The following is a 7736-nucleotide window of genomic DNA, read 5'->3' as shown; positions in this document are numbered from 1 at the left end:
AAATGGGAGTTCGGCGGTGGTTCCTGGGCGATTGGTGGGTTTTCGCAGGTAGGAGCTAAGAAAATCGATAAATTAAATTATTTAACCAAAGTATATAGCTATAACAAACTTGATAAAAATTCTGTGCATGACGGCTTTTCTCTCAATAATTCCGGTGAAGAAATATCCATGGAAAACCGAAGTACTACTGAGATGATTCTGCTAAATGGTAATAAAGTGATAAGATTTTCTGTTCTTAATGAAGTTTCTGACGCTTATATCAAAACTGCTTTTTTTGATAAATATGGTATCTATATAAGCACTGTTGAAGGAAATAGAATTGACAGTTTACCTGAAAATGCTTATTTTTTTAAGGCGACAATGCCTTATTCTTTAAGTAAATATAAAGATGAATCATGGATTTACCTAGATGATTTAGAACAAAATTATATACCATACGGATATACAAGAAGTGATGCAATAATCGAAAATCCGGATTGGAGTGAAACTGATACTGCGAAACAGTCCTACATAAAGAACAAGCCCAATGTAGCAACGAAGAGTGACTTAGCAATATATGATAGTATTATTTTCGAACAATTAGAGAATCCTGCGCCAGTTCAAGATAAAAGATTTTCTCCAACGACTGGTAATCTATTGAATAATGTAGGAGAAAACTTTGCGGTCGTTGGACCAGTTAAGGTAAAAAGTAATAAAATACATTTTAAAGGAACGACATGGAATCAGTATGGGGCATGTTGGGCTTTTGATGCGGAAGGAAATCCCTTGGAAAAATTTGCTTATGTGGAATCGCAACAGGCAAACAAATGGGATGAAGACATAACATTACCTGAAGAAACGGACAGCATAGGTTTATCATTATATGATGGTAATCATGAATTTTTATATGAATTGTATTATACAGAAAAGATAGAAAAAGACATCGAACAAGAACAGTCAGATTGGGATGAGACGAATGAAGGTAAGCCTTCATTTATTAAAAACAAACCGACAATTACAACGATATATATGCCTTATGAGAATGAAAAATTATGTTCTGTTGGAGACAGCCTTGTTTATCTTGCAAAATGGCAACAAGAATTGATAAAGCTGACAAAAATGACTTGGGACAGCAATGAAAATGGTCAAGGAGTTGGATACGTACAGGTTAAGGGTAGTGGTACAAAATATCTCACAAACGATGAAACTTTGACGAAAGGAGATGATGGGTTCTGGTATGATTCATCGCAGAATAAATACAGAAAAGCATATCCGACTGCCGTAGGTGGTACTAAAATAATGCCTATTGCAGAAAACTCAATCTACAAAAGATGCTTTGATGTTGTATTTTATAACCCTGGCATTATAATTTTATGGGGAGGTCAGAATGATTATGCCGGAGTCAGATCGACTGCGAAATCTAATGGTGGAGTTTTTAAAGAAAACGATATCTATTATAATTTATGGAATGAAGAAGATGACGAAGAAATTTATGAAGGAGAACAAAATTCGATAGTAGGTTTTTCGACAGAAACCGGAATTTCAGATGTGACTTTTAGAGCAGCATATAGAGGGATACTTAAAAGGTTAGTAACGGACAATCCTACAGCAAGAATAATCTGTTTGTCAATGCAAAAGCAGATACTTGCAACCTCTGTTGATACTAATATATTCTCTACCTTCCAAGATGATATTAAAGGTAAGATGAATCAAGTTATACAAGAAGCTGCAAGTTTGTTTGGATGTCAATACATAGACATATATAATAACGCTGGAGGAAGGCAATACAAGTGGAAAGAACTATACACAGATGGTGTACATCAGACAGACTTGCTTGGGAAACGAACAGCTCAATATATATTCTCACAACTCTGATGTAAGAATAACCGGCAAATTGCCGGCTATTCCTATAATGACGACATAAATGTTTCTACGATATTTTCAAGGTCAAGCATATCATCCCGTGTAAGTGCGTTCTTAGTGATGATATAAAGTCCTATACTTGGAGCTATTATGGTCTTTAACTGATCACCTGATTTTCTATCCGATATAAAATTCTCAGCAAAAAGCTGCATATTAGTTACATTTGTTTCGTCGCCTTCTTTTTTCTCTCCATATTCATAGGCTGTATTATCGACAATATATTCTGTGTCATAACTATCAGAAGTTCTTCTAGTAAATCCCATGAACCCTTTTTCTGGAATAAGGGCATTGCTTGAACCTGTAACGGATGGATATTGTCCACCGGCGGAAATCATTGTTGAAGGATATATTTTCCCACTTCCGTCGACATTCAGTGCAAAGAAACTTAACTGGTTCGAGAATCCGATGTTTCTTTTTGCATCATAGGTATATCCTTCCTCCCATTTTACCTGAAAATTATCAAGAATGTACATGCACGCACTAACGTCATTGAAATTAACGCTTTTATTCAGCGTCGGACGTATTTTGTCATTAATTCCACCTCCAGACTTGTTAATTTGTCTTAGTCCATTAAGTTCTGATAATTCGATGTTTGATTCTGAAAAATCAATAACGTCATAATTCATATCCCCTGCAACATCACAGAAGGTTTCGTCGATTGTTTTTGCCATTACGGGTAAATAAAGATTGTCTATCTTGTCCCACAGTCCCTTGTCAACAAGGCTTGAATAGAACATGTCAAAAGCAAATGCTTCATCCGACTTTTCATCGAACCTGGTCATCTTTTTTAGAAGGTTTTTCGTAAAAGATGAAAGTTCCGTATTTATATTAATTTTCCCAATTGAATTTGCTGAGAAGTCAGCATTTTTTGCTACAAAAATCATGATTATAAGTTTTAAAGTTAAAAAATTCTTGATAACTGTACACCCCATCTTTTATAACCCATCTCATAGGGATGAACGCCTCCATTATAAGGATAATAACCTCCGGATGACGCATTGTAGGGATTTATGCCGCAATTTTCCCCCAACCTGATTGAAGGAATCCACATGTACTTTGCAATCTCCTGCATCGTGTCATACAGTTCGGACCATGAAGGCAGGGATGCAATACTGTCAATGTCAATCGTTCCGTCCTCCCTCTTCGGTGTGGAATCCCCTACAGAAAGGTCAGGAAGGAGCAAATAGTATATCTGTGCCTTCGGGAAATTTGTAGACAGAAATTCCAATATTCCTTTTACGGCACTCTGCAAAGTTATTTCATCCCATTTCTTCCAGTTCCCAACCGTATTCCACTGGTTCACGTCACGTGAAATGAAGCAGTAGGCTTCATACGATGAGGAATAGTCGCCTGTCAGAGTGGCGGAAACCCCTGTGTCTCCTGCATTGAAGGTTACCTCGCCACCGCTCCCTACGTTGGAAAACAGAATGGAATTGTCTCCTTTCTTTACGTCCTCATATCCGTACTGAATAAAGTCGCATCGCAATATCTCATTGAGAATGTCACTTATTGACATCTTTGTGGTTACAGCAATTCCTGTACTGTTTCCTCCCATCGTTATTTGGATGCTCCCGTCCGATACGGCAGTTCCATTGACGGTAAGCAGAAATCCGTCCTTGCTTTCAGACGTATAAGGAATCCGTATCATTGTTCCCACTTTCTTTTCCGCAACCGTTTCAATTACGTCAGATAGTGCTTCCTGGGCTTCTTCTTTACTCCCATATATATTTCCATCATAATCCACCATCTGTGAAAGCATGAAGGGTGCGTCAGATATGGAACCTCTCTTCGCAGACGTATCGTTGACGTTTTCATAGAATATAACATCAGCGTCAGGATGCAGTTCTAGAAGTTTCAAGGCGCGCATCTGGCCGCATTTCCTGTCATTTCCTAGCGTCCGTGTGCCACCCTCCGACAAATTGAACGCATTACCTTGATTGTAGTTTTCATTACCGTTAAAAATGCAACCTGTTATTTTTGCAAACTCTTCCTGCCATATATTAGCTGTTCCTAACGAANAGGAAGGAGCAAATAGTATATCTGTGCCTTCGGGAAATTTGTAGACAGAAATTCCAATATTCCTTTTACGGCACTCTGCAAAGTTATTTCATCCCATTTCTTCCAGTTCCCAACCGTATTCCACTGGTTCACGTCACGTGAAATGAAGCAGTAGGCTTCATACGATGAGGAATAGTCGCCTGTCAGAGTGGCGGAAACCCCTGTGTCTCCTGCATTGAAGGTTACCTCGCCACCGCTCCCTACGTTGGAAAACAGAATGGAATTGTCTCCTTTCTTTACGTCCTCATATCCGTACTGAATAAAGTCGCATCGCAATATCTCATTGAGAATGTCACTTATTGACATCTTTGTGGTTACAGCAATTCCTGTACTGTTTCCTCCCATCGTTATTTGGATGCTCCCGTCCGATACGGCAGTTCCATTGACGGTAAGCAGAAATCCGTCCTTGCTTTCAGACGTGTAAGGAATCCGTATCATTGTTCCCACTTTCTTTTCCGCAACCGTTTCAATTACGTCAGATAGTGCTTCCTGGGCTTCTTCTTTACTCCCATATATATTTCCATCATAATCCACCATCTGTGAAAGCATGAAGGGTGCGTCAGATATGGAACCTCTCTTCGCAGACGTATCGTTGACGTTTTCATAGAATATAACATCAGCGTCAGGATGCAGTTCTAGAAGTTTCAAGGCGCGCATCTGGCCGCATTTCCTGTCATTTCCTAGCGTCCGTGTGCCACCCTCCGACAAATTGAACGCATTACCTTGATTGTAGTTTTCATTACCGTTAAAAATGCAACCTGTTATTTTTGCAAACTCTTCCTGCCATATATTAGCTGTTCCTAACGAATCACAGAGAGTGTACAGTTTTTTCCCGTATATGCAGCTCGTCGGGATATTCCCATCATTCTTCAATGGCGTTCCGTCCTTGTTGTATATTCCGTCTGATGTTATTTTAAGAATCACATTTCCACTTCCGTCGCAGAAATAGAAACCATCCATTCTGTTAATTATATTGTCAGTCCCTCCACCTCCACCAGCCTGAATATCATCAATCTTTTTCTTATATGAATCCGTAAAATCATTTGAGGAAAGACCTTTCCCTTCCTCTTTGTTCACTTTTCCCTCCAGCTCCACACCTATTTCTGATAATTTTTTCCCGTTTTTCAGGATAAAATCATGAGACTTAACACCTTCTCTTAATATCTGACAAATTACATTTCCTTTTGAATCACAAAAGATAAAAGAGTCAGAATTATCCTTCAGCCGTGATTCGGAATCATTATCAGTCTCAGCTTTTGATAGCAACACTTCTGATAACTTTTTACCGTCCTTCAGAAGATATTCTATCGCCTTGAACCCATCCTTATCCAGTTTCCCGATAACATTTCCCTTTGAGTCTGCAAAATAGAAAGTATCTGAACTATCTTTGATTGCGGACTGTTCTGGATTATTTTTATTTAATTTTTCATTGTCTAACTTATCGATTTTCTTAGCTCCTACCTGCGAAAACCCACCAATCGCCCAGGAACCACCGCCGAACTCCCATTTCTCAGTGTCCCCGGACTCATTCAGGAAGCTAACGGTAAGCCCGGCCGTCCTAAGTTCTGCCGGAACTTGCGTTGTTTCATGATTTCAAGGAATTACGTGCAGTATTCAAGATTCGGTAGAAAATAGGTAGAAATTGGGCTACTAGTTTTTTGTTTCTACCCATTTTCTACCGACAGGTGAAATTATTATATAAAAAGAATTGAGAGCTGAAACGTTAATTTTGATTGTTGCTCATAGTACATGCTTAAAATATCGAGTATTTATATCTTCTTGTTTTATAGTATATTATGCTTTCCCAAATTTCCAGGATTTTTATCATTAGATTCATTAGATGATATAATTCATATTTTTGTTTGCCCTCAGATAATGTGTATAGCATTGTCGGAGGGCTTTTTGTTTTATTAAATCTTATTTTATATGAAGGAATTAGATGATTTGATTAAAAAGGTAGGGAATGACAAGGTATTGCATTTCATTGGAGGAGGGTGGATTTGCGCATTGGTAACCATTGTAACGATTCTTCAAGAGGACAACTTAAATTCACTCGAGAAGGTTGGTTCTGTACTTATAGGAACCGTAGTCGTTATTATCCTATCAGTCATAAAAGAACTCATCATGGATGAAAAAGCGGACTGGATGGATGTATTAGCTGCTGTTGCTGGATGCATAACAATTTTTGCAGCAGCTGCACTTGGAGTATGGTTTAATCAGTTATCATAATGCACAAAAAAAGGGTGCCTCTGCACCCCCACATAAAATATATAGGCCTCAAGTGAGACTTTACAAATATAGTATAAATATATCAAAACCTTAATTGTATGAAAGAAAAAATGTAAGATAATGGAAAAGTATGTAGGATTTATTACGCAGGATTTACGGTCAGGTGTGGCAATAATCTTCACCTGCCTTGTGCTTATCGTATTTGCCTGCTTATTGGATATGTGGACTGGCATAGACGCGGCACGGGCCAACAAGGAAAAGATATGCAGTAGACCTTTACGAAAAACAGGGACAAAGATTGTGGACTACTACAGGCTGGTTTTATTCTTTGTTCTGATTGATATTCTTGGCTTGTGCTTTCCATGGTACAACCTTCCCTACGGGGCGATAATCGGGACACTGGGTGTGCTGATTATCGAAGGATTTTCTGTAGTGGAGAACCTTCGCAGAAAAAAGAGCCATGCAGCGGAAGTGGCCGACATGGCTGCCAAAATTGTAGAATGCCTCACGCCAGAAGAGGCACAGAAAATAATTAAGAAGATAAAGGAGGAAAAGAAATGATACCAAGAGGTTTACGTAATAATAATCCAGGGAACATCCGGATAACTAAGGATAAGTGGAAGGGTCTTAGACCTGTTCAGGAAGATAAGGAGTTTTTCCAGTTCTCGGATATGAAGTGGGGATACCGGGCACTGATTCGCACATTGCAGAACTATCGAAGACGGCATGGCTGCCAGACTATAGCGGATTTCATCCAGAGATGGGCACCATCAACTGAGAACAACACTGGAGGATATATCTCACGTGTGTGTAAGGAGATGCAGGTACCGACAACCTATGTTCCAGATGTGGAGGATAAGACAACCATGTGCACCTTTGCCGCAGCAATCAGTCAGGTGGAAAACGGTGTACCTGCTGTGATGTCAGACATTGAAGCAGGATGGGAGGCGTTATGAAACTCTATAATTACATAATAGACAAGGTGAGTCGGTGTATTACGCTGGCTCCCTTCATGTGCTTGCTTGTTCTCTGCTCTTGCCGGACGATTAAGTATGTTCCAGTAGAAACGATAAAGGTTGATACGATCTATATCAACAAGTTACAGCGTGATAGCATCTACATGCTTGACAGCGTATATGTAAAGGAAAAGGGAGATACCGTCTTGATTGAGAAGTATAAGTATCTATATCGTAACAAATTAGTAAGAGATACAATGTACATTTCAAAAACAGACAGTATTAACGTTCCCTATCTAGTTGAAAAGGAACTCACAAAATGGCAGCAGTTCCGTATGGATTTCGGTGGCTGGGTCATAATGATAATAGCTATAACCATTTTGATAATTGCCATTCAGATAGTATGTAAATTGAAAAAATAGTAATGAAGGATGGCATATCAATACCATTAGTAGGTTTAATGAGTAGATTAGCTATTGACACATTAAAATGACCAATCAATAAGTTTGGGATTTCCTTCAATTTTATATACTTCCATATAGCCACTGATTAACGAATAAACACAGCTTATGATATATCTCTCACTGAACT

6 protein-coding genes are annotated in these 7736 nt (G+C 38.8%); 4 read left to right on the top strand and 2 right to left on the bottom strand.

All coding sequences use genetic code 11. The annotated features are described in order from the left end of the window. Positions 1 to 1854: SGNH/GDSL hydrolase family protein (locus OCV81_RS03845; RefSeq protein WP_148328524.1), on the top strand; the 1854-nt coding region annotated here is incomplete at its 5' end. A 32-nt stretch (positions 1855 to 1886) separates the two neighbouring features. Here the strand turns inward: OCV81_RS03845 and OCV81_RS03840 are convergent. Beyond that, complete coding sequence (locus OCV81_RS03840) at positions 1887 to 2786, bottom strand: hypothetical protein (protein ID WP_148328522.1); 900 nt, start codon at positions 2784 to 2786, stop codon at positions 1887 to 1889. A gap of 17 nt (positions 2787 to 2803) precedes the next feature. After that, entirely contained in the window at positions 2804 to 3769 is a 966-nt protein-coding gene (locus OCV81_RS03835) for a hypothetical protein (RefSeq protein ID WP_148328520.1), read from the bottom strand. Positions 3770 to 5886: 2117 nt separating this feature from the next. Here OCV81_RS03835 and OCV81_RS03830 point away from each other — a divergent pair. The 3 genes from OCV81_RS03830 (at position 5887) to OCV81_RS03820 (ending at position 7145) form a co-directional block, all read left to right on the top strand. After that, positions 5887 to 6189, top strand: a complete 303-nt coding sequence (locus OCV81_RS03830) for a hypothetical protein (RefSeq protein ID WP_148328516.1) — start codon at positions 5887 to 5889, stop codon at positions 6187 to 6189. 120 nt (positions 6190 to 6309) lie between these two features. After that, positions 6310 to 6750: a phage holin family protein gene (locus OCV81_RS03825; RefSeq protein ID WP_148328514.1), complete on the top strand. Its 441-nt coding sequence runs from the start codon at positions 6310 to 6312 to the stop codon at positions 6748 to 6750. Further along, entirely contained in the window at positions 6747 to 7145 is a 399-nt protein-coding gene (locus OCV81_RS03820; RefSeq protein ID WP_148328512.1) for a structural protein P5, read from the top strand. The genes OCV81_RS03825 and OCV81_RS03820 overlap by 4 nt, the downstream gene beginning before the upstream one ends. The last annotated feature ends 591 nt before the right edge of the window (positions 7146 to 7736 follow it).

This window comes from Phocaeicola fibrisolvens, from assembly GCF_025567125.1.
In the GTDB taxonomy this organism is placed as follows: domain Bacteria; phylum Bacteroidota; class Bacteroidia; order Bacteroidales; family Bacteroidaceae; genus Phocaeicola; species Phocaeicola fibrisolvens.
The sequence above is the reverse complement of the archived record's forward strand: the minus strand, read 5'-3'. Positions and strand labels throughout refer to the sequence as shown.

What these genes read in the sequence shown, in the direction of transcription:
- OCV81_RS03840 (WP_148328522.1), bottom strand. Translation starts at nt 2,786, where the DNA reads ATGATTTTTGTAGCAAAAAATGCTGACTTCTCAGCAAATTCAATTGGG.
- OCV81_RS03835 (WP_148328520.1), bottom strand. Translation starts at nt 3,769, where the DNA reads ATGCGCGCCTTGAAACTTCTAGAACTGCATCCTGACGCTGATGTTATA.
- OCV81_RS03830 (WP_148328516.1), top strand. Translation starts at nt 5,887, where the DNA reads ATGAAGGAATTAGATGATTTGATTAAAAAGGTAGGGAATGACAAGGTA.
- OCV81_RS03825 (WP_148328514.1), top strand. Translation starts at nt 6,310, where the DNA reads ATGGAAAAGTATGTAGGATTTATTACGCAGGATTTACGGTCAGGTGTG.
- OCV81_RS03820 (WP_148328512.1), top strand. Translation starts at nt 6,747, where the DNA reads ATGATACCAAGAGGTTTACGTAATAATAATCCAGGGAACATCCGGATA.